This is a genomic window from Photorhabdus sp. S10-54, from assembly GCF_963878145.1.
In the GTDB taxonomy this organism is placed as follows: Bacteria; Pseudomonadota; Gammaproteobacteria; order Enterobacterales; family Enterobacteriaceae; genus Photorhabdus; species Photorhabdus kayaii.
The window spans coordinates 20,125-46,470 of sequence record NZ_CAWNXG010000040.1; the positions used below are offsets into that span (position 1 = coordinate 20,125).

Below are 26,346 nucleotides of genomic sequence, written 5' to 3' on the forward strand. Positions count from 1 at the left end.
CGTTAAATATTAACGTCAATGTTCTTTCTTGGTAAAAGCCGGAACAGGATCAGGTGTCGGAACAGAGCTATCGCAATTATAATGCTCTCCTGTCAGCCCTATTTTTTTGCAAGCCGTAGACAAAAGATCATTAGGTGTCGCCCACTCATCTTTCCAGTCACTACCGTCATAACGTTCATTCTTAAATAGATCCCACATTATAAGGCCCGTTTTACCATATTTGATCGTACCATCTAATATGCTGTTAAGAGCGCTCTTCGTAAGCGGTAAATTACCGGTTGCGGGTTTACCAACTTCAAACCCAACCGTAATAGGCGGCAAAACCAATAATTTTTGCGGTTGAATTGATGCCTGAGCGTAGTTACGCGCCCCTTTTAGTTTGACATGGAAGGTAACAACTTCATTGCCTGATTTAAGCCAGTTAATATATTGACCATAATAATACTTAACCTGCCCAGGAAGGTCACAAGGAATATATGTTTCACCTCCCCCAATAAATCCACAATCTTTTTCACTTAAATCATAGGTCATTACACCAATATAACTGAGTCGATTGATCAGATTGGGGTAACTCAGCGCGGTATTGTAAATCAAACCATAGAGATTGCCTCCCCACCAAGCACCACCATAAATATCACTATTCCTCGCATTAGTTCCCCAGTTAGCGGACATATTCGGGATACCTCCCGTTGCAGGACCTGCGGTACTTAGCTTAAGTGATGGTTTAACTGCATTAATTGAAGTATAAAAAGACTTTAAAATAGCAGCGAATTTATCCACGGTTGCCGGCATTGCGCGGGGAATTTTCTCTGCGCCAGGAACAATATTCATTGACGCATCATAAACATAACTGCCTAGTCCCTTTGCTATTAAAGTTGATGTAATAAGGGTTTCACTGTTATTAGGAGGAACCTTGATTGAGTCAGGCGTTAATTTCCAGCTTTTTGCATTAATATCAGCGTGCCAGAATTCTTCATAATCAACATCAATTCCCACTACCCCCAAGTCAGCCGCCAAATTGACAATATTTTTATATGCCTTATCTGCTGCTTTACCCGTAATAGTACTGTCAAATCGAGGAATTTTGGTCAGGGGATTAGGAAAGATATCATAAACCGCACCGGGTTCATTACCACAGGCATCTTTTTTGCCCGCGGTTATATCATAAATTTTCGGATAACAACTAAAGTTCCATCCACCTACAGCAATATAAGTACTCACTCCATGAGATTTTAAATCAGCGATAACACCTTTTAATGCCACAAAATCAGCCCTGGCATTTTCAGCTTCTTTCGTGCTAATACTTTGACCAGAAGTACAGATATAACCAAACAATCCTGAACATTTCAGACTGTTTTTTTCATAGTTAATAAAACCAGGCTGGACAAAAGACAATACCAACGTATTAAAGTTACTCTTATTCTTAGAAATATCTCTACTTAATTTTTTAAAGTTATCAAGACTGGCATAATATTCTTTAGTATCAACCTGCGCAGCAGGCCCACTCAGATAATATGCAGATATTTTAGGATTGGCGGCAATAACATTTCCTGATATGAAAAAACACAATACACAACTCGCTAATAAATATCGGTTTAATTTGTATTTAGACATATATCTATCTCCACTTGGTTAACATTACTTTTCCGATTACAGTCAATGAGTTATAATGACACTTCATTGCCTTTTCATCATGAACGGTATAAGTTTTTCCCTAATAGAGCGTTAATATGTTCAGTCTGTTATTATAGACTGTGATGTAGTTACTAATCGGTTATATTAGCATTAATTATTTCAATGCACCAATTTCATAATAGTGTAGTTTTCTCCGTTGTCCACAAAAGACCTAGAAATTAGTTGTAATAATATTTCTCTCTAATCTATCTAAATAAAAAAATATTATTATATGATAATTCCACCAGATTATATTTATGTTAATTAATTACTACAGGCGTAACGCTTTAGAGATAATTATTTCCTTCTGCAATTGAATTCAGATTATTACTAAATACAGTTTCCAATCTACACCCAATATATATCCAGAGTCTTAGGAAGATTATTTTAATTAATATTATTGAAATTAAACAAATAAATTACCTCACCAAAAATATAAATAAATTACGCTTATTTCATTTTCATTAAGAACATCATGAGTTCCTATAAGCTATAAATAGTGTACAAGCAGATTCGCAATAATAGTTAATTACAGCTTGTGCAAACCTGCTTATGAATGAACAGTGAACCACCAGCAACACGCAAAACCCGGAGTATACATGTTAATAGAGAACCCATTGCTTTAAATAAACGCTCTCTGTTATCAGGAAAATTATGCCCAAAAACTTCAACGATTCTTCAACAAATTATAAAAACCTATAAAAAGGTATTATCTTAAATTTGCCTAATTAATGATCAAGCTCGTATACTCACTGGGCGTTAAGACAGATCTGGAATAGCACGTAGCTTACTTAGTCGCTCAAAATGTATTCCAGCAAGTGAAACAAAGTTAAAACACAGGAAAATTATCATGACACGTTTAGGCTTATCTATAACTGTATTATCACTGTTATTCTCTGGCGCAGTATTGGCTGCACCTAGCACACCGGTAACCCAATCTTCGGATACCAAAGTGACTGCTTCCCATACAGCAAATACCAAAGCAGAGAAGAAATCGGGTAAAACCACACCTAAACAACACTCACACCAAAAGGCAGCAAGCAAAGAAGCCAAGAAGACTCACTGAGTTTTCCAGCATGAAGCCACTACACGCAGCAATAGTTATGACACAAGTTTGACAGCGTCATAAACTGTAAATTCAGGGGGGAAATCCCCCCCTCAACGTATTAAAGTGAAAAGCTTAACAAGTGCCTTCGGTATCTTCATCACCATAATATTTAACACCAATCCTGATAATATCCCGCGCCTGAGATTTACGGTGTTTATTCGTATCACGCAATGAATAGATACAACCACAATATTCCTGCTGATAAAATCTTTCCCGTTTACTAATTTCAATCATCCGGGCTGAACCACCTTGCTTACGCCAGTTGTAATCCCAGTATTGAATTCCCGGATACTGACTTGCCGCTCGTTTTCCACAATCATTTATCTGCTGCATGTTTTTCCAACGGGAAATGCCCAACGAGCTTGAAATAACGCTGAAATTATTTTCATAAGCATATAAAGCAGTACGCTCAAAACGCATATCAAAGCACATGGTGCAACGAACCCCTCTTTCTGGCTCCCATTCCATACCTTTAGCGCGTTCAAACCAGTTATCGCTGTCATAATCCGCATCCACAAATGGCACATTGTGTTGCTCCGCAAAGCGAATGTTCTCTTCTTTGCGAATTAAATATTCCCGTTTTGGATGAATATTCGGATTATAGAAAAAAACGGTGTAATCAATTCCAGAGGCATGTAGCGCTTCCATCACTTCACCAGAACAAGGCGCACAACAAGAGTGCAATAATAATCGTTCCGCATTATCCGGTAACGTTAAAACAGGGCGAACATAGTTTTCCATTTAGCAGGCTCCATATAATTATAAGAATTAATTATAGAATATAGTTATTTTTAGCTTCAAATTTTTCGAATGAAATTCATCATGACTGGCTTGTTTTTACGATCCTTATCTTTGTGATCCTTACCTTTGTAATCATAGTAAATTACTTGAAATTCTGGCAGGTTCCACCGTCATATTGTCGTCATCAAAGTTTGTACGAGGAAGTTCACTACAGATAAATTTGTTTTATGCTGATAGTTAACTAAATTATAGCCAAATTCAGATGCTTTTAACCAAAATAATTTAAACGGAGACCAAGATGCGCCATGCAATTTCCCTGAGTGACCTCTCTTTTCCGGCCATCACCGCCGGATTTGTCGCTGTTCTGGTTGGATATACCAGTTCCGCGGCCATTATCTTTCAAGCCGCTGAAGCTGCGGGCGCCACCCCCATGCAGATCGGTGGTTGGCTAAGTATGCTAGGACTTGGAATGGGCATCAGCTCCCTGGGGCTATCGCTTTATTACCGCACCCCCGTCCTTACCGCATGGTCAACACCGGGTGCCGCGCTACTGGTGACAACGCTACCAGGAACATCAATCAACGAAGCCATTGGTATCTTTATTTTTGCTTCAGCGCTGATCTTGCTGTGCGGTATTACTGGCCTGTTTGCCCAATTGATGAACTATATTCCACAGGCACTTTCCGCAGCCATGCTGGCCGGTATTCTGTTACGCTTTGGTTTGGATGCCTTTTCCTCATTTTCAGTCAACTTCGTACTAACTGCCGGAATGTGTTTGACTTATCTTCTGGCACGCAGATATTTATCCCGCTATGCCATCATCTTAACACTATTATCAGGGCTGATTATCGCCGCTTTACAGGGAGATATTCACTTTGAACAACAATCCACAGTCGCGTTTGTTGCCCCTGAATTTATTGCACCCAGTTTCACACTCTCTTCGTTATTGAGTGTCGGTATCCCATTTTTTATCGTTACAATGGCATCTCAAAATGCGCCCGGCATTGCCACACTAAAAGCCGCAGGGTATCCAGTTTCTGTTTCATCACTGATAAGCTGGACTGCGCTCATCTCACTGATCTTATCACCTTTTGGTGGTTTTTCCGTCTGTATTGCCGCCATTACTGCCGCAATTTGTATGAGCCAGGAAATCCACGCTGACCCACATCGCCGTTATATGGCCGCTGCCGTAGCGGGTGTGTTTTACCTGATAGCGGGCCTGTTCGGTGGTTCAATCAGTATGTTATTCAGCGCACTACCGGCGGCGCTTATTCATATTATTGCCGGATTAGCATTGCTTGGAACAATTTCTGGCAGCCTGCTACAAGCGCTACAGAATGAAAAGCAACGAGACGCAGCAATAATCACATTTTTGATCACCGCTTCCGGTGTGACGTTACTTGGCGTAGGTGCTGCATTCTGGGGGTTAATAGGTGGAGTAATAACCATAATCCTTTTATCTTTGCCTGAGAAAAACAAAATAGTTCATTAGATGAACAGTAAAATTATACTTTTCAGCACTTTATGATACTTATTATCAACAAAACTTATGATAGTTTGCCGAGTCTGTTGCGCTTTGAATATTACGATGGGACATATCTAACAACCTTAAATCTTCTTACCCGCAAAACTGAGCTTTCTATTATGAAATTTTTTGATATGGAATTTTCTGATATTAGCAAGTTAGTTGTTATTTCATCATGCATGGCAATCCCTTATAGCTATGCTGATGAGCGCCCAATTCTTTCTCTCTCGGTTAGCCAGTCCGGTGGAAGCCAAACGACTGCTGATGGTAGTTTATCCAGAAAACCGAATCAGCAAGAATCACGGATACTCCCAATTTGGGGTGACGAAGCCAGAGCTAAAGGTTATGACCTACCGGAACCTTTTGGCGCCAGTTACGGTTATATGAATATGCGACAGAATATCGTTGTAGATGATATTAAAATCATTATGCCGAAAAATCCAGAAACTGGAGACGCTCTGGACATCCAAGCAGGTAAAACCCGAGAAAAGAATGAATCTCATATGCTTAAACTGGATACTTGGGTTCTACCTTTTCTGAATGTTTATGGTGTTTATGGCTGGACAAAAGGCACATCAAAAACCAACATTGAAGGTATTAATTTAGGCGGTATGGTTTTTCCTAGCATGAAAGATATTCCTTTCGAACTGGATTTTAAAGGTAAAACCTATGGTGGCGGTTTTACTCTGGCAGGGGGATACGAGCAGTTTTTCGGTACGCTTGATACTAACTATACCTACACTAATCTAGATATTCTGGACGGTAAAATCAGCGCCTTGGTCGTCACTCCACGAGTGGGTTATGAATTTATATTCCAGCCAATTATCCCCGGGCAAGGAAACACCAAATTGCAGGTATGGACCGGCGGAATGTACCAGAAAATTACTCAAGAATTTAAAGGCAATATCAGTAACCTGAACTTACCACCTGCATTTTCTGGACTGGTAAAGGCATTAAACGATCCTGATATGAAATTCAAAGTAAAACAGCATGTTGCATCTCGCTGGAATAATACCGTTGGTGCAAGGCTAGAAGTCACACGCAATTTCAATATGCTGACTGAAGTTGGCTTTAACAAACGTAACAGCTTCTACATTTCAGGTGAGTTCCGCTTTTAATGAACATCCGTTGTACTTTATATGGGCTGGCTTTAGTCAGCCTTTTTATTTCTGATCTCTCATATGGTGAAGCACCACTCAGCAGGGAAAAAATCGATGGCTGGCTGGAAAAATTAGGTGGCAGTAATACCTATGACAGCAGTAAAGCGATTGATTGGGGTATTTTACCCGGCCCTTTTTATACGCCAGAGTTAGGTGCCGGTCTCGGTGTTGCTGTCGTTGGTCTTTATCGGCCAGATGATCATGACCATACCAGCCAAACCTCTTCTCTTTCCCTAAATGGATTTGCCTCTTCAACAGGCGCCTTTGGCTTCACATTTGATAACTACAGTTTCTTTGCTGATGATCAATGGCGGTTTTTCCTTTCCGGTACCTTGAACAACGTTCCCACTTATTACTGGGGAACAGGATATCAAGCAGGTAAGGTAGATGATCGCAAAGAAAAATATCACTCACAGGAACTGCACCTGCAACCCAGAATGCTCTATCGAGTTGCTGATTCTACCTATTTAGGCGCTGGCTGGAATTTTTCATCATTACACGCCAAAGACCCTGATAGCGGCGCTAAAAAACTTTTTGCAGCAGAAAACGATGGCCGGTCCATATTGAGTTCGGGCGTCAGTGCCTATTTCAGCTACGACACACGGGATTTTCTGCCTAACGCTCATCAAGGACACGTTCTTGATATTACCTACACCCATTTTTCCCCGGCATTAGGCAGTGACCGCCGGTTTAATATCGTTGATATGCAATACAGCACCTATTATCAATTAAATGAAAAATCTGTATTGGCATTCGATAGTTATGGTCGTTTCACTGACGGCCAAGTGCCCTGGAATATGCTGTCAATGCTAGGTAATAGTAATCAGATGCGTGGATATTATGAAGGTAGATACCGGGACAAAAATGTTATCAGCACCCAACTGGAATATCGGCGCAAATTGGACTGGCGACACGGATTTGTCTTGTGGGCAGGGGCGGGCACCCTAAGCCATTATGCAAAAGATATTGGCTCAGAAAACTGGTTACCCACAGTTGGCGCTGGCTATCGTTTTGAATTCAAACCTAAAATGAATGTCAGACTGGACTTTGGTATCGGTAAAAAAAGCAATGGATTTTATTTTCAGGTAGGAGAGGCGTTTTGAAATTGCGTTTATGGATTGCTGCTTTAACGTTAGTTGCAGGATGCCAGGGAACTTTTTCTTCAATCGCACCAGTACAACCTGACTTAAATAGTGAAACAACCGCCGAAGCCACTCGTGCATGGCCGGTTCTTGCTCCGATTCCCTCTCCCAAAGGATTAAGAGCTTGCTGTGCTTTTGGCTACAATTTAAAAACTGAATTACTGACCATTCCAGTACCTTTTTACCACATAAGTAATGTGCTGGATGCCGATAATCTTGGGGCACATAATTATAACAACAGTTTTTTTGGTACCGTTGCTTCATTAACAGGGCTCAGTAATGAAAAAGTGGGGATGATATATACCCGCCGAGGCGGATTCATTGATATTTCCCATGTACGGGATACCGCTGATAATGCGGTTTTTCTGTTCAGTCAAATCTGGCCTCGTCTTGGAGAAAAGTGGCAAATAGAACTCAGCAGCGAATTAGCATTACGCCGCATTCAATTCTATCAATTCACACCACCAGCAGCGATAGAACAACGTTATACCCTAACTGCTTATCTGGCCGTAAAATTGGCTTTTGAACTTGCTGCATGGCATGAAATCGCCCAATGGTACGGTTATCAGTCTGTACCGGGATTTTCTGAAAAAGTATCTGCGTTCTCTCCTGAAGATCTCTACTCTAATCTATTAGGCGCTCGTCTTTCCCTCTCTTTGATACTGGCAGGGCAAGTACCGTCAATGAAACAATACCGCCTATCAATGCAAGCCATTCTGCCATCTGCGCTACGTGAACTGGAAGCCTTATCCCCTGATGAAACGCGGAAAATGTTTGAACAGGTTGATGGTATCTGGTGGGACAGCAAACGCCGTATACCTGATAAACGCTTAATCCTTCAACGTGATTTCCATATTCACAGCGATCGCATACCTAATATGGTGCCTACAGAACAGCAAGTTCCGCTTAGGCTTACCCTGCCACAACAATATACTGGCTACAAATTATCTGAATTGGCCGAATTACAATTGTGGCCTAGCCGCCAGATGAAAGATCTTCCTGTACCAGAAAGCTACTGGATTGCACTTGATTTTCCACAATTGGCAGAAAAAGCACAAGAACAACAAGAGAATCATTGATTCATATATTTTCTATGAAAGAATGAATATAACATTATGAATTAAAATATATGAGAAACTTTAGATTACTATTTCTCAAACAATAATCCCATTGTAATATCATCAATTATAATTCACTATTCCCATAATGTTACATCATAATATAAACTCAACATCATTCATAATAAAACCAAACTATGCCGACCATACTTAAATTAAGCTATAAAGAGAAATCCCACATCAACAAGGCATTATTCCACAGGATAAAAAACCGTATTGAAATATTTACAAAGATAAAAAACCAATAAACAACTGATATAAAATAATTAATATTACATAACATCTAAAAAACAAATCAAAAAATCATAAAAATATTAACCAGCTCAACAACCAAAAAAGAAACAAAATCTCAAAAAGATCACAAAAATAAGAACATAATTCTTAATTATACTCTTAATCTGTGTATTGCACTTATTTTTATCGAAAAATTAGACTTTCACTCTTAATTTAACTCAAATAACAAAAATCCCTTCTTAAATAGGTTTAATCGTCTATAATATACATTTCCAAGTTATAAATATGTATAAACAATATCAGCTTTATCTAAGTAGATAAAATAAGAACTTACATTATCAACAATTAGATTTATTCAACCAAAACTCAAGTTACTAAACTATTTTCAACTATATGATATATTGATTTTTATTTTAAATTTACAACATTAAATAAATTTAATAGATAAACACTCATATTGTTTTTTAATTTTTCTGATGTATTTGGGGATTCAGGGTCCCTATCTTCACCCCTGATAAAGTCAATTAAGATGTCCCTACTCCTGGAGAGGAAAAATGAATAAACTAGCGTTATCAACCACCGCCGCGCTTATTTTTGCTACAGGTTCTGCTGTTGCAGCCAATGATGCCGCTGGCGGTACATTACATTTCTCTGGTGCAGTCACTGATGCCACTTGTACTATTAACAGTGGTGCTTCAGCTAATCTGTCGATTATATTGGAACCTATCTCAGTCACTCAAGCCGGACAAAAAGAAGGCTTAATTGATTATGGGAAGAAAGCATTTTCACTAGAATTTTCTAACTGCCAGTCCAAAGCCGTTGGTTTTGATCCAGCAACCTCTATGTTGAAAATCCAGTTCTCATCATCACATACTATTTCTAACGATGCTAAGTACCTGGTTAACCAAGAACTCAATGCAAATGGTAAGCCGAAAAACGTAGGTATCGCTATTGTTAAACACACCGAAGAAAATAACCCTATTATGCTGAATAAAGCGTTTGATACAGGAATCAAAGGCTCAGAGGCAACACCTGAAATTGTCGATTTCTATGCGAAATACTACAAAGTAGGCACTGATGCTGCTGATCCAGGTAAAGTAGTAACGATGGTTACTTATCACGTTACTTATTTATAATTATTTACTACAATAAATAAAGCCTATTTAGATAAATAGGCTTATTTAATTTGGCAAAAATAACGTTATGAAGAAATTATTTTTAACTATATTATTAGGGATAACAACTCTATCTGCTCATGCCAACATCGTTATTAACACAACACGTGTTATTTATCCAGCCAGTAATAAAGAAGTATCAGTTCAATTATTAAATGCAGGGGATCAACCCTCCTTGGTACAATCCTGGATAGATGATGGCGATCCTAATTCAACACCTGAAACAGCTAAAGTCCCCTTTTTACTCACCCCCCCAGTCGTCAAAATTGATGGCAATAACGGGCAACAATTAAGAATTAAATACATCAGCAGCAATCTACCCACGGATCGTGAATCGCTGTTCTATTTAAATGTTCTGGATATTCCACCCATAGCAGAAAACATTGGCGATAAAAACGTTATGCAGATTGCTATTCGTACCCGAATCAAATTTTTCTATCGGCCAGACAAGCTTTCTATCTTACCGAAACAGATCCAACAACATATTGGATTAAAACGTGAGGGTAGCCAACTAAAATTGGAGAATTCATCACCCTATTTCATGAATATCATCGGCCTTAAATCTTCTGACACTCAACCTAACTTACTAAATGAAGGAACAATTATAAAACCGTTCTCTTCTCATTCATTCAGTACCAATGAAAAAGTAAAAGTTGGAGACAAATTAACTCTGGCTATTGTTGATGATTTTGGTGCTATAAATAAATTAACTTTACCACTTCAATAGTGATATTACTGGCATAGCATAGAACATGATAAGACAAAAAATTAGTCCGTTAGCTCTGATAATAGGTACCCTTCTGTATACAGATTGTTTATGCTATGCCAAAACATTTAATACTGATTTTCTGGTTGGTGAATCTGCAAAAGCGGATTTATCCCGATTTTATACCACTTCAGAGCTACCCGCTGGCCGTTACGGTATTGACATATATCTGAATAATGACTGGAAAGGAAGATTTGATATTAATATCCAGAACGATGGCAAAGATATTTACTTACTCAATGAAGATCTTCCTAGGTTAGGTATAAAAATTGATAAAAACCAATTACCAGAATCAAATTTATCCAAAGATGAAATTCTTCTTACTAAAATAATACATGAAGGAACCGCTAATCTCGATGTTCCTAAACTCAGCCTGCATCTGGTCGTCCCGCAGGCATATATCAAAAACGAGCTAAAAGGCTATATCGATCCTGCGTTCTGGGACCGAGGTATCCCCGGAGCTATGCTGTCCTACAATGCCAACTATTACCATACTCAAAATAGGAATAAACAAAACCGCGACCGTGAAAATGAAGATAATGCTTACGTGTCACTTAATAGCGGTTTGAATCTATTTGGCTGGCAATTACGTGATCAATCCTCTTATCACTACACACGTTCAAATGGTGATAAATGGAGTAACAATACCCGTTATCTGCAACGAGGAATTTCATCAATTAATTCAGAATTTCGCATTGGTGATAGCTATACATCAAGCGATTTATTCGACTCTTTCCGCTTCCGAGGTATCAATTTGAAAACAGATATGCGCATGTACCCTGATGCCTGGCAAGGGTTTTCCCCTATCGTCCGTGGAGTTGCGCAGACTAACGCTCTGGTAAAAATCACCCAAAATAATATTGTTATTTATCAAGGTAATGTACCACCCGGGCCGTTTGCTATTGAGGCTATTTTACCAACAGGTTCAGGTGGTGATTTGCTAGTTGAAGTGACGGAAGCAGACGGACGTACTAACAGTTTTACCGTCCCCTTTTCATCCGTTCCTAATATGATGAAAGAAGGTCTTGGCAAATATGATATCAGTGCAGGTAAAACACATATTGCCAACAGTCGTTATAAACCAAACTTTTTTCAAGCCAGCTACCAATATGGTTTTAATAATGTCCTGACCGGTTATACAGGCACCATTATCAGTAAAGATTATTACTCACTACTGTTAGGTAGTGGTTTTAATCTACCAATTGGCGCTGTATCAATTGACGTTTCGCAGTCCAGCGCCAAATTTGATAATAGCCCAACCATGAAAGGCCAAAGCTACAAATTAGCTTATAGCCGCTATATCCCACAAACAAAAACAAATTTTTCGCTGGCGGCTTATCGTTATTCAACTAAAAATTATCTCACCCTAATCGATGCGATTGATCTGCATGACTGGATAAGCAACGGATATAACCAACAATACTATTCTCATCAAAAAAATACCTTTAATATCAATTTGAACCAGAATCTTGGTAGTCGTGCAGGTTCACTTTTTCTTTCGGGAACATTCCGTGATTACTGGGGAACCCAGAATAAAAGTAGAGAATATCAAATGGGGTATTCCAACAGTCTGGGGAAAATCAATTATTCCCTGACAGCAAGCCGTGTCCGATACAATATCAATGAAACAGAAAGTAAAGAGGAACAGCGCTACTATCTGATGCTGTCTGTTCCTTTTGAGTTGTTTGGTTACCCTGCCTATTTGACCAATAATGTCTCAATCAATGAAAGTCACTATGACAACAGTAACTTAGGATTAAGCGGCAGCGCAGGCCCAAACAACCGTTTAAATTACCACTTCAACATTTCAGATCAGAAAAATGGTTCGACAACAACCAGTGCAAATTTGACCTACAAAACATCCGTTTCCACATTGAGTAGTTCTTATAGCCAGTCCAAGGAGTACCGCCAAATGGGGCTTGGCGCAACCGGCAGTTTAGTTGCTTATCGAAGCGGAATTCTGGCTGCTAATCAAGTTGGGGAAACTTTCGCCATCATTGACGCACCGGGCACAGCAAATGCTTCTGTGAATGGTGATAAAAGCATGGTGACAAACAACAGCGGTAAGTTGCTGATACCTTATCTTTCTCCTTATCGTAAAAATGCCATCATGCTAGATACCAGTGAAGTGCCAGAAGATGCGGCTGAACTTATCGGTAACATCAGAGATGTTGCGCCATATTCCGGTGCGATTACCCATATCGGATTTAAAACAGACCAGCGGAAGACTTTTGTCTTCTACGCCGCTCAGGCTGATGGTAAACCTTTACCTTTCGGTACTGAAATTGTCGATTCAGAAGGTAACAGCTTAGGATACGTTGGTCAGGGTAGTATGGTTTTCCTACGTATAGAAAAATTACCACAGCAAATTTATGTCCACATCGGTCAACTAGGCGAAAAGAGCTGCATAATAAATAATCCACAGCCTGAAATGGGCTCAACCGCCAATATTTGCCGTTAAGGGAGAAGATAATGAAACTTAAGCCATTGTACCTTAAACCATTGTATCTGGCGGCCATAATCAGTCTGAGCAGTAGCATAGCCTATGCAGATTGCCAACCCAAATATGCAATACCGGCACCGGCAATCCTGGTTGATATGACAGATCATCTCACTCTGAACAGTAATGCAACCTGGATACTCAACACCCAATATTCTGGCTATTTTACATGCACAAGAAATTCACTATGGAAACAAAACTCTGTCGCTAACGGTTCGCCTTTTACTAAAAACAAAGTTGTTTTAGGATTCAATGGTGGCAAAGATTATGCCGAAGTGACTATCACGAATCTTTCTCCTAGCAACAGTATTAATCTGGGAAACAGTAACGACACATACCCTGCCAGCAAATTGCAAGCCCAATTTACACTTAATATAAAGCTACTGAGTGGCAGACCCGGTGGTAGTAATATTCACGTCTTTTCCGGCAATTCCGCAACATTAAAAACTGCTGTCATTGCGATGGATACCACCAACTTAGGACTCCTTGACGCCATTCTCCGTTTCGCTACCGATTTCCTGACCTTTATTCTTACCTGGGAGTGGCCGACACATTCTGAAGATATCTATTATCAACCCATCACAATGATTTTTAATCACAGAGATACAACTTGTCACTTCTTAAATGCGGGATTGACAGTGAATCTACCAAAAGTCAACCGCATTAGATTGCTTAACGGAACAGATAAAGGAGAAACACCTTTTACCCTTAACTTTGAATGCAAATATCTCCAAAACGGTAAAACTTCACGCTCAGTTAAAGCTTACCTGAGCAGTAATCATCTGCTACCAAATGACAATCGAACTTTAATTGACAGCAAAGCAGGTGCCGCTAAAGGTGTTGGTATCCGTGTTTCTCAGACAAGTGATTCAACGCCGATAACTTTCAGTGCTTCGCAATCCTCATCCCACGGCGCAACACTACTATTCAGCAAAAACTCCGGCAATGTCATCGATAAACACTTTACCATCGACCTTAATGCTTACTACCACGTTTATGATCCCCAAAACATCATAGCAGGGGAACTGAAAGCAACTTCTGTACTGAACTTTGAATACAATTAATCAAGAGGCAAAGGAGATGTCTCTTATTTCCCTCATTCGAATTAAAATTTTATGTTTCAATAAGTAATAATTTGTAATAAAGTGTTTCTATAGAAAAATTCATTTACATTTATAATCTACCCTGAATTGATGTAACACAATGATAATCCTAACATTAAGTAATCATTCAAACTCGCTTAATTTATCAATAAAATAGTGTAATTCTATGAAAAATAGAAAAAACATACTTTCACTTATCAATAAAATTAAAAAAAACAATATCAAGATAATATTTCCAAATCTTATTAAATAATAAATAAAAATAACAACCAATCAGCAACAAAAATATACCTTAAGGATAAAAAAATACAAAAAAACACATAAACAGAAAAACAAAACATATGAAAACATTCAACTTATATTGATTAAAAATTAAAAAAAACAATTAAAATCAATGATATATGAATTGATCGAAAATAAAAACTTTAGGAGAAAATATAATTACACGTAATATAAAAATGTGATAAATAATTTAACCTAGCACAAGAACAATATAACTTTAATTCTCCAAAAACACTTTTAATATAAAAATAGAAAGATAAATATTTATATTATCAACAAATAAATTATTAAAATTTTTTTATTCTTATATACACCCCCATTATTATATTATTACAATATCACTCGGAATAAATATTTGTAACACATTGTTACTTATTTTAACTTAACATTTAGAACCATATCGAATATCCTGCACCGTACCAATAACAATGACTCTATTATGAAATTAGCTCAAGCCTGACAGATACGACTTAGTTTTAACTCATAGAGGAAAGAGACCATATCGGTAACAGGTTACCTTTTTATGAAAATGATACTTATTCTTATAACGGCAATATTAATATCAATTAGTTTATTACTCGCTGCGGTGTTCTTACGATTGGCAGTACTATAATTAACAGTACTATATAAAACTAAGTTCAATCACTTCCGATATTATACTAGCTGGTTTACAAATCACTTTTCTTTTGATAAAGCGACTTACAGGCACAAAATTAACTCAAAAATCATGATCATATCTGATGAATAATTCAACCTAGACAGGCAATATTTTGTACACAAACAGCACATAACCATATATAAATTAATAAAAAACCACAGAACAAATTAGCAAAATAATAATTTTCATTACAGAAAATATATTTATGAATCACTAATAACTCTGGCTATGCTGGATTTATTTTGCTAATATCAGCCTGTTTTTTATTCAGAGCAAACGAGGAAAAGCAATGCCCTCTCAAACGACGAGGACAACTGCCATCTTCGCTTTCTTTATCTCACTATTGTTTTCCGCTTTTAGTCATGCTTCAACTAGCACAGCTAAAAGCATAGAGTATTCTCACAATGGCATGCAAAGCAATTTGCCAGATTTGCGAAAATACCCTTCGGGCACCCTACGTAAGAAAGCGTTTTTAAATGTTGTTGTCCCTGTGATTGATCAACACAATCAACAAATTATGCAGGAACGGAAATGGCTACTGGAACACCAAAATGCCAAGCATTGGTCTATACAGGACATCAAGCGCCTGCAACAAATTTGTAAAAACTACAACGTGAGCTGTAGCAGCTCGCCTAAAAAAGTTAACTGGAACAAGCTACTAAGTCGTGTTGACATCATCCCAACCCATTTTGTTGCCACTCAGGCCGCAACAGAATCTGGTTGGGGAACATCTAAGCTTGCACAACAGAATAACAACTTATTTGGTATGCGTTGCGGTAATAACTGTAAGAAAACCCAAGGTAAGATAAAAGGTTATTCCGCTTATCCGACTATCAATGATTCGGTCAAAGCCTATATGAGAAATATGAACACCCATAACGCTTATGAATCATTACGTGCTTCACGCGCCAAGCAGAGAAGCCTTCAGAAATCACTAAATACCAGCAAATTGATTGATAATCTTGAAGGATATTCACAATTGGGTTCGACTTACAACAACTACCTGCACAAAGTATTTAACAGCAATAAAGGGCTTATTACTCAGGCGCAGAAGTTAGCTAAAAACGATCACGACTAAGGGCCTAAATAAGTCATTAGCATGAATATCTTGTGTTAAGTACCAATATCATCCGTTGCTATAACTAAGTGCCAATCTCAATAGGCGTAATTGTTGCTTGTTGCAAGCTATTTTTATCAATGAACCGTGAACACGGACAGCGCGGAAAAACCGGAACGTACACGTAGTACGTGAGGATGACTCGCTTCGCTCGCCCTACGGGCCGCACTAAAGTGCGTTCAAAAGCTCGTGCTTTTGTCTGAGCACTGTCCGGGTTCGCTCTTTATGGCAAAGAAGGGTGAATAAAATAGCCCTATTGGGACAGGCAGTCACTATGGAATGGATGATTTTCTTATATCCACCCATTTGTTCTTTTCATTGATAGAATGTTTAGATTAAATACTATAATATCCTTCAATATTAACCTGTATTGAGATAAAATGATTGACCAGAGTTTAATATGAATTTCTTTTCTTTTGAGTTTCTTGGTTCCTTTGTTGCTTTCTTTCTCTTGTATTGGATGCTACAAAAACATGCGAAAACACAAAACTACCTGCTGATAATCGCAAGTTATCTGTTTGTCTTTTCCTTTAATCCGCTTTTCACCAGCATCCTATTTGGCTATACGCTATTTATTTATCTTTTAACAAACATAGCCAGCAAATTTCTATCCAACCGCATCACGTTTACTATCCTGACAATAGGTATTCTGGGGTGTTTCACTCTATTCAAATATTATTCTTTCTTTCAAGAAAGTCTCCAACAAGCGTTTGCCAAATTTGGCTTGTCCATAGATTTACCCGTACTAACACTACTCGTCCCTTTGGGTTTATCTTTTTATGCATTTCATTCCGTCAGCTATGTCGTTGCTGTCGCAAGAAAAGAAATACCCAAAGCATCATTTCCTGATGTCGCTTTATATCTATGCTTTTTTCCGAGTATTGTTGCCGGACCAATAAACCGAGCTAAAGATTTCCTGCCTCAAATCCAGATATCATCAAGAGTGATCATTGAACCATCAAGAGCCATATTATTAATTACATTGGCAATAACCAAACTATTTTTGTTCAGCTCTTATTTATCCGAAAATTATGTTAATCCAGTTTTTGATGATCCCGTCAGCTACAATGCAGGGCAAATCTTGGTTAGTATCTATGCCTATGCCTGGCATATCTATTTTAATTTTTCTGGTTATACCAATCTTGTTACTGGATTAGCACTACTCCTTGGATTCAGAGTACCTGAAAACTTCAATGCCCCTTATCTGGCTGAAAACTTACAAGCCTTCTGGCGCCGTTGGCATATCAGTTTATCTGAATTTATCCGTGATTATGTCTATATTCCTCTTGGTGGTAATAAGAAAGGATTTGTACGTAAAAATCTTAATTTGTTTGTTGCTATGGTAATCTCTGGGTTATGGCATGGAGCCGGAATTAATTTCATTATCTGGGGAGCTATTCATGGATTGGGATTAATAATCCTCAATGCTAAACATCAGTTATTTCCCCCAATAGACAAAAAAAATCAAAATATTCCCCAAAATCCAGTCATTTCATTTTTATCCAGAATCATCACTTTCCACTTTGTCTGTCTGGCATGGGTTTTCTTCCGTTGTCCTACTCTAGATGATGCACTAATATTATTAAATCAATTGATATCATCAAATTTATTTCACTCGATAATAGCCAATAGTGGGTTGTTACTGATGTTCTGGGGACTCTTTATTATTTATCCGTGGCTGATTAATCTAAAAATAATGGTTGAGAAAATGTATTCTCAGATTTCATGGATATGCTACCCAATACCATTAGCGATTATTCTGACTTTGGTATTTATGATTTCACCACAAGGAATACCAGGATTCATTTATGCCAATTTCTGAATTCAAATCTAATCTAAAAACGGCCGGGCAAGTTATTTTTATCGTAATATTAACTAGCCTACTGTTAATCTGGCTAAATCATCGTTCACTGGATAGATTCTGGCAACAAGAATATCACCAGCAAAGTCTTTGGGCGACTTTGCAAGGCCATCCGCTCTGGGATTTCGGTGATAATCTGGAACAAGGTGTACTCGCTGCGGGGGAAGCTTTCATGTCACATACTACCAGTAATAACAGTAGCAACCATCAGCGAACTCGCCAGGAAGCTGATATCACACTGCCTGTGGATTTTCAAATTGGACTCAAGCTCCTGAGTGGTTATCCCTCTCCTGTTACAAATCTGCCTGCAATTTTCCCTGAGTTATTACAGAAATCTCCCCATACTCATCCTGTTAATTCACCAATACCCCATAATTTAAGAAATAATGTTTCCCCCAGCACGGTTATCGCTAAAACCAACGTGACACTGACAGCCAAAGATAAAGTGCTGTTTGCTGGAGATTCAATGATGCAGGGCATCGCTCCCCATCTGAAACGTCGGCTCTACCGGGATTACAGTATTTCAAGTATTAATCTCAGCAAACAAAGTACTGGGCTTGCTTATCCCAGTTTTTTTAATTGGCCGGAAACTATCAATAAAACACTGGAAGCCAACCATGATATCAAGCTAGTTGTTATTTTTTTGGGGCCAAATGATCCCTGGGATATGCCACCAAAACATGGAAACATCTACCTGAAATTCGCCAGCCCTGATTGGGAAAACCTCTATCGCCAGCGTATCGAAATGGTCCTTACCGCAGCACGTAACCACGGGGCTGATATTATCTGGGTTGCTCCTCCCAATATGCGACAGAAAAAACTTTCTGCCAGCATGAAATATCTGAGATCCTTATATCAATCGGAAGTAACGAAAGCCGGAGAAATCTATGTTTCTGTTAATGATATTTTCAAATATCATGCAAATGATTATTCCGATTATGTCGGCGACAATAGTAACAAAATTAAACTCAGAAGCGGTGATGGTATACACTTTAGCTTGAAAGGCCAACAAACTATCTCAGATAACATATTTTCATTGATTAAATTTATTCAGGAACCAGCTAAACAAAATGAAAATAGTTAAACAACTTCGTCGACGATATCAATCTGCTGGCATTAGTCTGGTCATCACACTCTCTTTAAGTTTGATATCGTGCCATAAACAAAAGCCATTGCCGTTGCCAACACAACAGTCTGCAAAAGAGAACCAACAGCTAATAGACTTTGGTGAACCGAATTTAGCTTTACTGGCGGATAAACTTCACAACAGCCGCCATAATCAACTGCATTTTGTTCAGATAGGAGATTCTCATACTGCCGCAGACTTTTTTACCGGCAAGCTTCGCTCTTTATTGCAACAACGTTTTGGCGATGCAGGGATTGGTTTTGTTAGCCCAATTAATGTACCTGGTCAACGTAACGCTATGATCAGTATGACCGATGATAAGCAGCAATGGAAACTCACCACCAGCCGCAAAGATAATCGGCCTGATTTTCCTATCGGCGGTGCAATTGCAGAACCCAATAGCCAAATAAGTCAATTAATTCTAAGACTGTTTGTACCATCCCATGATCGCTATCAACTCAAAACGTTATACCAAGCATCGGGTGATGCTCAGATTCTGGTACAATCTGCAACCAAACGAATACTAAAATTACCGGCAACCCATGATCACTGGCAATTTTCTACTGAAGAATCAGTTACATTCCCAGTTAATATTATGGCGATACAAAATAATCAGTTAAAATTAGGCGGCTGGTTTATCAAACGTAAACAACCAGGTATTATGTTATCTGCCTTGGGTATTAATGGTGCAACTATTAATATGATGGATAAATGGCAGCCAAAATGGATTGATACATTAGTTCAAATGCATCCTGATATGGTGATCCTCGCTTATGGCACAAATGAGGCATTTAATCATTCGCTGGGTTTATCAAGCTATCGCCAGCAACTGGAAACTAAGATAAAACAGATTCGTAATCAGTTACCACAAACAGTTATCCTTATCATTGGGCCGGGTGATTCTTTGAAAAACAACCAATTTACAAGTTGTATAGCACAACAACCAACAATGTTGGATAATATCATCCATACTCAACAAAAAGTCGCTCAAGATCAGCACACACTATTCTGGAACTGGCGTGCATATATGGGTGGAAAATGCTCAATTAGGCGCTGGGCGCAACAAGATCTTGCTCGTCCTGATTATGTTCACCTTTCAGCCGCAGGTTATGAGCGCAGTGCTGAAGCTTTATATCAACAGTTAATAGATGTTCTCGGTCAATAAGCAACAATAAGGCTTGATTGGGAATAGTACTAAATACTTATCTTGTTTTTAGTACAGAAAAATTAAACTTATAATCTTAGATTTACAATATGTATGAGCTCATAAGAAACCCATTTAATAAAGACAAACTATCTTTTTTGTTGTATTTAATGCGTTGAAAATAAGTTTATACCATGTGTAAAACATAGCGTTAAAAAGAGTATTTAAAATATGATTTTTCCCAAAAAGTATCCTCTCAGCTCTATAAAAAGGCTCATCTCCGGCTGGAAAGAATGTAGTTTCGAACGTTACCAACAAGCGTATTCTCTCTATGGTGGTGGAATATCTACTCATCCAGATATTGTACGTTTTTTAAATGAAAAATTTGGCAATAGTTTTATCTTTTATGTCAAAGAAAATCCACAAATAGAAAACGTTATCGAAGGGGCATACTTTACATGTAAAGATCATCATCTGGCAGCAAGTCACCAAAAGGACTACTATTTTTTCAGTTACGATGAAATTCTCTTCCCTATTGCCAAACATCTAAAAACTATCATCCCTGGGAGGTCAAAAACCATATCGCCTCTGCACAAAGAAAACTTCGTCAACATCTACTATGGCCGATTAAACAAGCGAACAATATGCCTTGCTAAAGAAGATTTTTCTTATAAAACAAGAAGAAATCGGAGTAATGAAATTAATAAATTTAAGCGTGCAGGCGGAGAAATACATCAAATTGATGATTTCACCTGCCAGGAATTTGTTGATATTTACACCACACTGTACGAAAAACGGTGGGAAAAAAAACACAGTGAAGAAGAAAAAGGAAAATTAACCGAACTATACACCGAACTCAAACAACATCTGTACGGATGTGTATTAACTATCAATGGAACCCCAGCAGCCTACGATTTAGTTATAAAATCAGACAGCCCTCAATGGGTTTCATTCGATGCAGTAAACGGTGGATACGATCCTGAATACGCTAATCTCAGCCTTGGAAGCATTGTCATGTGGTTAAATATTCAAAATGCTTCAACGCTCTGCCAACAGAATCAAAAAACGATGCGCTATTCTATTGGCAAACCTACTTTCTCCTATAAAGATCGCTGGTGCCACCGTCACCCGTTAGCAAGAACACTATTTTAATGTCAGCAATATTTTCAAATAGTTAACTTATCTTGCCGCCTTCTAAGGAAGGCGGTATTAATCTAATACAATCTCCTAATTCATATGAATTACAACATGGCAAAGAAAACCATTCCAACAATGGCTCCTGTTATTCCAAGAATAGTTTCCATAATTGACCAAGTTTTCAGTGTTTGAGATTCTGTTGCACCAGTAAATTTACCAAATAACCAAAAGCCTGAGTCATTAACATGGCTCAATACCAAAGAACCACCCGCAATACAAATTGAAAGAGCTGCAAGCTGGGCACTAGAATATTCCAGAAGATCAACAACGGGCAAAATCAGACCAACAGTTGTCAAACAGGCAACAGTTGCAGAACCTTGAATAACGCGTACTGTACCAGCAAGGATGAAACACGCTAATGCAATAGGCAGACCCGCCCCAATCAATGCGTTTCCCAAAGCAGGGCCAACACCAGAATCCACTAATACTTGTTTGAATACACCACCAGCCCCAGTCACCAATAAAATAATTCCAGCCGGTTGAATAGCCGAAGAGCAAATATCCATCACTTTTTCTTTACTCATCCCACGGCGAATTGCCAAACCATAAATAGCAATCAAACAAGCAACCAAAATCGCAGAAAATGGATGACCGATAAATTCAAGCCACTGATACAACTCAGAACCCTGTTCAACAAAATTCTCACCAATAGCCTTTAACCCAACCAAAGCCAAAGGGAACAGAACCAGTGACAAACTCAAACCAAAAGATGGCATCTTACCTTGACCAAGGCTTGGCTCACTTATATCCACGGGCAAATCCAGAGTGACATACTTACTGATAAAATTACCGAAGATTGGCCCCGCCAGTAACATCCCAGGAATCGCTGCACTGATACCGATCAATATCATCCAGCCAAAATCAGCATTCATCTGTGAAGCCAACAACATCGGTGCTGGACCAGGTAACAAAAATGCTGCTGCTGCGGCGACACCAGCAAACAGAGGAATAACCAGCTTCACTACATTACCGCCAGTACGACGCGCGACCGCGAACGCCACACCAATCAATAAAACAATAGCTACATCAAAGAACAATGGCAAAGCACAAACCAGGCCAGCGATCCCCAATGAATAATGAGCATTCTTTTCACCAAAACTATTTAGTAGTTTAATCGCAATCTGATCCAGTGCGCCTGTTTCATGCAGAACTTTACCAAACATCGCCCCCAGTGCGACAACAATAGCCAGAAAACCTAACGTTCCTCCCATTCCTTCTTGCATTGTTTCAGCAATTTTATCCAGTGGCATACCAGAAAAAACACCCGCCCCCATAGAAACCAGTATTAACGCAACAAAAGCGTGGATTCTGGCCTTCATCACCAAAAACAACAGTAAAAAAACAGAACCCACCGCTGTCAGCACTAAGGTTAAAGTACTCATTATTTTTCCCCTGAAATGACACTATTAATTATTCTTATCGAGTGATTTATCACTTCATCAAGAGACGATCTAATGTCAACCAGATAAACATCCTGTTCATCACTCCCCGGCTCTTCTAATACCTCAAACTGAGATACCAACATTTGAGATTTAAAAAAATGATCTTTACGTGCCTTCAATCGACTTTCAATTAAATCAAAGTCGCCTTTCATATAAAGAAATGACAGATTCTTATTACGATCACGCAGTATATCCCGGTAATGTTTTTTTAAAGCAGAGCAAACAATCAGGGAAACCGGGTTTGTGCGTTGCATAGCAAAAATTGCATGATTCAGTGATTTCAACCAAGGTTCACGATCTTCATCATTCAGTGCGTAGCCTTCAGCCATCTTATTAATGTTAGATCTTGGGTGTAAAAAATCACCATCTAAAAAAGCAGAGTCCAATTTATAGGCCACAGCACTGGCAACAGCAGATTTACCACTACCGGATACCCCCATAAGCACAAAAACATGATTCGAATGTTGGGCATCGTTCATATAAACTCCTCAACGTAGATATTTTATCCACGAAATGTTACCGGTAACTGTTATCGGTAACATTATCAGAAGTAGAGACGAAATTCGCAACAACACGGAATATTCAGGAAATATAAATGTGATATTCATCACAAATGAGTTCAAAAAAACGCAAATCCAGCAGACCGATTAGATACTCTCTCCCAGAGATAACTGAAAGCCGATATCAATCATTTTTTGCGGTAAATGTTCGCCCTTCAGCCGAGCCATTAATAATTCGGCAGCCCTCCGCCCCAATAAGTCACGAGACGTCAATACACTGGCAAGTTTTGGTGTCATCACCTGACCAACATCATGGCCATGAAAGCCAGCTATCGCAATATCATGTGGTACAGCTATCCCTTGACGTTGGCACTCGAAAATTGCTCCGATTGCGAGGTCATCGTTAGTGCAGAATAGACCATCAACATCAGGATATTTTGTTCGTGCTTCATTCAGTAACTGCCCCCCTAATGTGTAAGAAGAGCTGTCTGGTGTCATTATCTTACCTGGCTTTAACCCGGCGCTTTTCATTGCAGCTTCATAGCCCTCCAGACGAATAATTGTCCTTTCATCTTGTCTCGCACCAAGATAAATCACCCGCTGGCAACCACGCTCAATCATTGCCATTACCATCTGCCGAGCTGCTTCAAAGTTGTCAATACCAACTGCCATATCAAAACAAGGAGAAACACAATCCATCAGTTCAACGACAGGGATACCAGCCGTTCCCAACATCTTTAAAGTTCGTGGAGTATGAGTACGTTCTGAAAGAATCAAACCATCAATATTATAGGAAAGTAAAGAAATCAAACGCTCTTCTTCTTTTTCTGAGCGATAGCCATAGTGAGCCAACATAGTTTGATAACCATAACTATCCGTCACATATTCGATACCACGAATAACCTCCGCAAAAACTTGGTTAGTCAAAGAAGGCAATAAAATACCAATAGCATGACTAGTGGAATTAGAGAGAATATCCGGTACTTTATTTGGGATATAACCTAACTCATCTAAAGCATCCGCTATTTTCTTTCGCAATTGCTCAGAAACTTGATCAGGATTACGCAAAAAACGACTTACCGTCATTTTAGTTATACCAACACGATCTGCAACATCTTGTAAAATAGGACGTTTTTTCTTCATATTTCAATGCAATATAGAATGAGTAAAGTTTAGAATAATAAACGTAGTGTTATGATATATTTATACACTATAAGGATACATTTTTTTAAAATTTAGTCTGGCTGTGAAACTGTAATCCCAATTTATTTAGTGTATCGTAAAATCTTATCCTTTAGAGTGGAGATATAAGACATATTTTTTGTGACTAGGAGGGTTTCGCCGCTGATATATTACCGAATGATTTAGAGCAATGGGCCACCACAACCAGCAAGAACCACACCATGACAATGAATAAGAACTTGGAAATTACCAAACTTATCAAAATCAGAGGCAGAGACATTAAGCCAGCTTAGGAGAAATGTCCAGGCGAAATTAAGGTTTAATCATTCGATGCTGGCTCAAACTTGATATGAACTACATCATCAGCTTAAGTACAAGTAGGTATGCAATTAGGAAAAAACTCTCGTTAACTTATACCAATTAAGAAAAAGCTGCGTTATTAAGGTGCTCAAAACCGATATCGAAAATAACCCGTTAACCGACATGCCTATATTGCTTAATGGAACATAGAAAGATTTATCGCTTCACCGGTTTGCTCCGAAACTCTTCTCTCGACCAGATTTTGAAAATCAACTATAAAATTTGGGGCATGAGGCTAAACTCATTTGCCTCGGTTTGTCCGACCTTTCGTTAAAAGTAACAAGAATGATTTTGTTGATGCCGAAGCGATATGCGAAGCCGCATCACGTCCTTCAATGCATTTTGTTCAGCCCAGAACTGAAGCTCAACAAGCAATGCGTGTATTACATCGGGTCAGGAAGTCACTTGTCCGGGATAAGATCAAAACGACTAATCAGATACATGGCTCTTTACTCGAGTTTGGGATTAGCCTACCGAGGGGAGACGCTATTATAAGCGCTTATCGTTTGTGTTGGCAGAGCACGAACTCCCAAGTTATCGGGTCCGATTGTTGATGCAACTACACGCCCATTATCACTATATTGTTGAACAAATAGTCGAGTTAGAATCTGAACTAAAACACACGATCACCACGGATGACACAGCCCAGCGTTTTATGACCCTCCCCGGTGTTGGTTTAATCACAGCTAGCTTACTTTCTTCATCGTTGGGAAGATGGTCGACAATATGCCAAAAGTCGTGATTTTGCCGCCTCAACGGGATTAGTTCCCAGGCAATATAGCGAGGAAAAAATACCCTGCTGGGTATCAGTAAACGAAGAAATAAGAACTTGCGGAGACTACTGGTGCAATGTGCACGAATATTTATGCAACGATTGGATAATTATTCAGGAAAACTGGCTGACTGGGTCAGACAGCAGCTTGAACGAAAACACGCCAATGTAGTGACTTGTGCACTAGCGAATAAATTTGCCCGGATAGCTTGGGTAATCACGACACAGCACACGGTATTTGACGCCTGATCCTGCGTCATTATGAATAAATTTAAACGTTATCCCACTGGTTTTGCGAAGACTGATAATTGATGACATGAACGGCCTATCGACCTGATGAGAAACCTAAAGGTTAAGATGGCTTATTAAAGCCGAGTGGTTTTTTAGGAACATCAGGCGCGTAACTCATCGAGGCGCGGGCATCCTTGCCTATAGTGACGCCGGATAGATTTAAGCATA

The 26,346-nt window shown here is 38.8% G+C and carries 19 protein-coding genes and 1 pseudogene; 15 read left to right on the forward strand and 5 right to left on the reverse strand.

Translation table 11 applies throughout. From position 1 onward, the window contains the following. Positions 1-15: 15 nt before the first annotated feature. Entirely contained in the window at positions 16-1,614 is a 1,599-nt protein-coding gene (locus AACQ83_RS18465) for a toxin (protein WP_112879081.1), read from the reverse strand. Positions 1,615-2,524: 910 nt separating this feature from the next. Between AACQ83_RS18465 and AACQ83_RS18470 the strand changes: the two genes are divergently transcribed. Then, entirely contained in the window at positions 2,525-2,740 is a 216-nt protein-coding gene (locus AACQ83_RS18470; RefSeq protein WP_112879082.1) for a hypothetical protein, read from the forward strand. 114 nt (positions 2,741-2,854) lie between these two features. On the opposite strand, the gene AACQ83_RS18475 is transcribed toward AACQ83_RS18470, so the two are convergent. Next, entirely contained in the window at positions 2,855-3,523 is a 669-nt protein-coding gene (locus tag AACQ83_RS18475) for an epoxyqueuosine reductase QueH (RefSeq protein WP_049584551.1), read from the reverse strand. 298 nt (positions 3,524-3,821) lie between these two features. Between AACQ83_RS18475 and AACQ83_RS18480 the strand changes: the two genes are divergently transcribed. From AACQ83_RS18480 to AACQ83_RS18540, 13 genes are all read left to right on the forward strand, one after another. Further along, complete coding sequence (locus AACQ83_RS18480; protein ID WP_112879083.1) at positions 3,822-5,015, forward strand: benzoate/H(+) symporter BenE family transporter; 1,194 nt, start codon at positions 3,822-3,824, stop codon at positions 5,013-5,015. A gap of 167 nt (positions 5,016-5,182) precedes the next feature. Then, complete coding sequence (locus tag AACQ83_RS18485; RefSeq protein WP_112879099.1) at positions 5,183-6,166, forward strand: hypothetical protein; 984 nt, start codon at positions 5,183-5,185, stop codon at positions 6,164-6,166. Next, entirely contained in the window at positions 6,166-7,311 is a 1,146-nt protein-coding gene (locus tag AACQ83_RS18490; RefSeq protein WP_112879084.1) for a BamA/TamA family outer membrane protein, read from the forward strand. Before AACQ83_RS18485 ends, AACQ83_RS18490 begins: the two co-directional genes overlap by 1 nt. Then, a complete protein-coding gene (locus tag AACQ83_RS18495; RefSeq protein WP_112879085.1) occupies positions 7,308-8,429 on the forward strand; it encodes a DUF4056 domain-containing protein in 1,122 nt (373 codons plus the stop codon). Before AACQ83_RS18490 ends, AACQ83_RS18495 begins: the two co-directional genes overlap by 4 nt. 827 nt (positions 8,430-9,256) lie before the next feature. Then, complete coding sequence (locus AACQ83_RS18500; RefSeq protein WP_112879086.1) at positions 9,257-9,838, forward strand: fimbrial protein; 582 nt, start codon at positions 9,257-9,259, stop codon at positions 9,836-9,838. Positions 9,839-9,905: 67 nt separating this feature from the next. Continuing rightward, the gene (locus tag AACQ83_RS18505) at positions 9,906-10,604 is read left to right on the forward strand and encodes a fimbrial biogenesis chaperone (protein ID WP_112879087.1); all 699 of its coding nucleotides are present in this window, start codon (positions 9,906-9,908) and stop codon (positions 10,602-10,604) included. 25 nt (positions 10,605-10,629) lie between these two features. Next, positions 10,630-13,104 (forward strand): fimbria/pilus outer membrane usher protein, encoded by a 2,475-nt coding sequence (locus AACQ83_RS18510; protein ID WP_112879088.1) that lies wholly within the window; start codon positions 10,630-10,632, stop codon positions 13,102-13,104. Between the two features lie 11 nt (positions 13,105-13,115). Next, the gene (locus AACQ83_RS18515) at positions 13,116-14,207 is read left to right on the forward strand and encodes a fimbrial protein (protein WP_112879089.1); all 1,092 of its coding nucleotides are present in this window, start codon (positions 13,116-13,118) and stop codon (positions 14,205-14,207) included. A 1,268-nt stretch (positions 14,208-15,475) separates the two neighbouring features. Next, a complete protein-coding gene (locus AACQ83_RS18520) occupies positions 15,476-16,264 on the forward strand; it encodes a protein bax (protein ID WP_112879090.1) in 789 nt (262 codons plus the stop codon). Positions 16,265-16,703: 439 nt separating this feature from the next. Next, on the forward strand, positions 16,704-18,125 hold the full coding sequence (locus tag AACQ83_RS18525) for an MBOAT family O-acyltransferase (RefSeq protein ID WP_112879091.1): 1,422 nt from the start codon (positions 16,704-16,706) through the stop codon (positions 18,123-18,125). Continuing rightward, complete coding sequence (locus AACQ83_RS18530; RefSeq protein ID WP_112879092.1) at positions 18,112-19,248, forward strand: SGNH/GDSL hydrolase family protein; 1,137 nt, start codon at positions 18,112-18,114, stop codon at positions 19,246-19,248. Before AACQ83_RS18525 ends, AACQ83_RS18530 begins: the two co-directional genes overlap by 14 nt. Then, positions 19,235-20,455, forward strand: a complete 1,221-nt coding sequence (locus AACQ83_RS18535) for an SGNH/GDSL hydrolase family protein (protein ID WP_112879093.1) — start codon at positions 19,235-19,237, stop codon at positions 20,453-20,455. Before AACQ83_RS18530 ends, AACQ83_RS18535 begins: the two co-directional genes overlap by 14 nt. Before the next feature lie 210 nt (positions 20,456-20,665). Continuing rightward, complete coding sequence (locus AACQ83_RS18540) at positions 20,666-21,586, forward strand: GNAT family N-acetyltransferase (RefSeq protein ID WP_112879094.1); 921 nt, start codon at positions 20,666-20,668, stop codon at positions 21,584-21,586. An 89-nt stretch (positions 21,587-21,675) separates the two neighbouring features. Here the strand turns inward: AACQ83_RS18540 and gntU are convergent, their stop codons facing one another. The 3 genes from gntU to gntR all read right to left on the reverse strand — a co-directional run bounded on the left by gntU (position 21,676) and on the right by gntR (position 24,716). Continuing rightward, positions 21,676-23,013 carry a gluconate transporter gene (gene gntU, locus AACQ83_RS18545; protein WP_112879095.1) on the reverse strand — a complete coding sequence of 446 codons (1,338 nt, stop codon included), beginning with the start codon at positions 23,011-23,013 and terminating at the stop codon, positions 21,676-21,678. Next, positions 23,013-23,552, reverse strand: a complete 540-nt coding sequence (gene gntK / locus AACQ83_RS18550; RefSeq protein WP_112879096.1) for a gluconokinase — start codon at positions 23,550-23,552, stop codon at positions 23,013-23,015. The genes gntU and gntK overlap by 1 nt, the downstream gene beginning before the upstream one ends. Positions 23,553-23,720: 168 nt before the next feature. Next, the gene (gene gntR, locus AACQ83_RS18555) at positions 23,721-24,716 is read right to left on the reverse strand and encodes a gluconate operon transcriptional repressor GntR (protein WP_112879097.1); all 996 of its coding nucleotides are present in this window, start codon (positions 24,714-24,716) and stop codon (positions 23,721-23,723) included. A 624-nt stretch (positions 24,717-25,340) separates the two neighbouring features. Here gntR and AACQ83_RS18560 point away from each other — a divergent pair. Further along, positions 25,341-26,136 (forward strand): annotated as a pseudogene (locus AACQ83_RS18560) (IS110 family transposase); the annotation flags it as partial. Positions 26,137-26,346: the final 210 nt, after the last annotated feature.

Bases quoted from the DNA above. Each gene is read 5' to 3' on its own strand.
- AACQ83_RS18515 (WP_112879089.1), top strand. From the start codon at position 13,116: ATGAAACTTAAGCCATTGTACCTTAAACCATTGTATCTGGCGGCCATA.
- AACQ83_RS18540 (WP_112879094.1), top strand. From the start codon at position 20,666: ATGATTTTTCCCAAAAAGTATCCTCTCAGCTCTATAAAAAGGCTCATC.
- AACQ83_RS18475 (WP_049584551.1), bottom strand. From the start codon at position 3,523: ATGGAAAACTATGTTCGCCCTGTTTTAACGTTACCGGATAATGCGGAA.
- AACQ83_RS18530 (WP_112879092.1), top strand. From the start codon at position 18,112: ATGCCAATTTCTGAATTCAAATCTAATCTAAAAACGGCCGGGCAAGTT.
- AACQ83_RS18525 (WP_112879091.1), top strand. From the start codon at position 16,704: ATGAATTTCTTTTCTTTTGAGTTTCTTGGTTCCTTTGTTGCTTTCTTT.
- AACQ83_RS18470 (WP_112879082.1), top strand. From the start codon at position 2,525: ATGACACGTTTAGGCTTATCTATAACTGTATTATCACTGTTATTCTCT.
- gntK (WP_112879096.1), bottom strand. From the start codon at position 23,552: ATGAACGATGCCCAACATTCGAATCATGTTTTTGTGCTTATGGGGGTA.
- AACQ83_RS18520 (WP_112879090.1), top strand. From the start codon at position 15,476: ATGCCCTCTCAAACGACGAGGACAACTGCCATCTTCGCTTTCTTTATC.
- AACQ83_RS18500 (WP_112879086.1), top strand. From the start codon at position 9,257: ATGAATAAACTAGCGTTATCAACCACCGCCGCGCTTATTTTTGCTACA.
- AACQ83_RS18480 (WP_112879083.1), top strand. From the start codon at position 3,822: ATGCGCCATGCAATTTCCCTGAGTGACCTCTCTTTTCCGGCCATCACC.
- AACQ83_RS18465 (WP_112879081.1), bottom strand. From the start codon at position 1,614: ATGTCTAAATACAAATTAAACCGATATTTATTAGCGAGTTGTGTATTG.
- gntR (WP_112879097.1), bottom strand. From the start codon at position 24,716: ATGAAGAAAAAACGTCCTATTTTACAAGATGTTGCAGATCGTGTTGGT.
- AACQ83_RS18485 (WP_112879099.1), top strand. From the start codon at position 5,183: ATGGAATTTTCTGATATTAGCAAGTTAGTTGTTATTTCATCATGCATG.
- AACQ83_RS18510 (WP_112879088.1), top strand. From the start codon at position 10,630: ATGATAAGACAAAAAATTAGTCCGTTAGCTCTGATAATAGGTACCCTT.
- AACQ83_RS18535 (WP_112879093.1), top strand. From the start codon at position 19,235: ATGAAAATAGTTAAACAACTTCGTCGACGATATCAATCTGCTGGCATT.
- gntU (WP_112879095.1), bottom strand. From the start codon at position 23,013: ATGAGTACTTTAACCTTAGTGCTGACAGCGGTGGGTTCTGTTTTTTTA.
- AACQ83_RS18490 (WP_112879084.1), top strand. From the start codon at position 6,166: ATGAACATCCGTTGTACTTTATATGGGCTGGCTTTAGTCAGCCTTTTT.
- AACQ83_RS18505 (WP_112879087.1), top strand. From the start codon at position 9,906: ATGAAGAAATTATTTTTAACTATATTATTAGGGATAACAACTCTATCT.